The organism is Microbacterium petrolearium, from assembly GCF_054782875.1.
This window is the reverse complement of sequence record NZ_BAAGRQ010000050.1, coordinates 1-1092: the sequence shown is the minus strand read 5'-3', so window position 1 is coordinate 1092 and position 1092 is coordinate 1. Positions and strand designations below refer to the sequence as shown.

General features: G+C 69.2%; 1 protein-coding gene. It reads left to right on the top strand.

The genetic code is table 11. The annotated features are described in order from the left end of the window. Window positions 1–1092 (top strand): IS1634 family transposase (locus ACYVJ0_RS13525; protein WP_460818379.1); only part of this gene is annotated, 1092 nt, incomplete at both ends.

Sequence of the window (1092 nt, the reverse complement as noted above, 5' to 3'; positions counted from 1 at the left end):
GTCCTGGCGCGGATCATCGAACCGACCAGCAAGCTCGACTCGCTGCGGGTGCTGGCCGAGGCCGGGATCGACGCGCCGTCGTATGCGACGCTCAAGCGGCGGCTGCGCGTCTACGCGGGCCTGCCGGCAAGAGGCTTGCCCCCGATCGCCCTCGACGACGACACCGACGAGGCCGAGGCGACCACATCGCTGGTCGTGGACCCGGCCGGTGGGTCATGGCGGGCCAGGCTGGCGAAGGCGTGCGCCGAGCATGTGGGCCTGGGGCCGGCGACGTACTGCTTGTATGACGTCACGACGCTGCACTTCGAGACCCACGAGGGCGACGGGTTCCGCGAGTCCGGGTTCTCCAAGGAACGACGCCTGGAGCCGCAGATCACCGTCGGGCTCCTCACGGACCAGGCCGGGTTCCCGCTCATGGTCCACGCGTTCGAGGGCAACCGCGGCGAGACGACCACGATGGTGCCGGTGCTGCAGGCGTTCATGACCGCCCACCAGCTGACCGACATCGTGATCGTCGCCGACGCGGGCATGATCAGCGAGGCGAACTGGCGCGCGATCGAGGCCCTCGGCTGGTCCTTCGTCCTCGGCGCACGCATGACCGACATCCCGATCGTGGTCCAGAAGTGGCGTGAGCAGCATCCCGACCAGCAGATCCCGGACGGGCACGTGTTCACCCGCCCCTGGCCCGCCGCACCCTCGGACAAACGACGCGACCACACGTACTACTACGCCTACTCCGCCGCACGCGCCAAGCGGACCCTGCACGGGATCGACGAGCAGGTCCGCAAGGCCGAGCAGGCCGTCGCCGGGAAGACCTCGATCAAGCGGAACCGGTTCGTGAGACTCACCGGCGCGACCAAGACCGTCAACCGCGACCTGGAGACCCGCGCCCGCGCGCTGGCCGGCATCAAGGCCTACGTCACCAACCTGGACGACCCGAGCGCCGAGCACGTCATCGCGACCTACTCCGCGCTGCTCAACGTCGAGAAGTCCTTCCGGATGACGAAGTCCGACCTTGCCGCCCGCCCCGTCTTCCACCACGTCCGCCACTGCATCGAGGCGCACCTGACGATCGTGTTCGCCGCCCTGGCC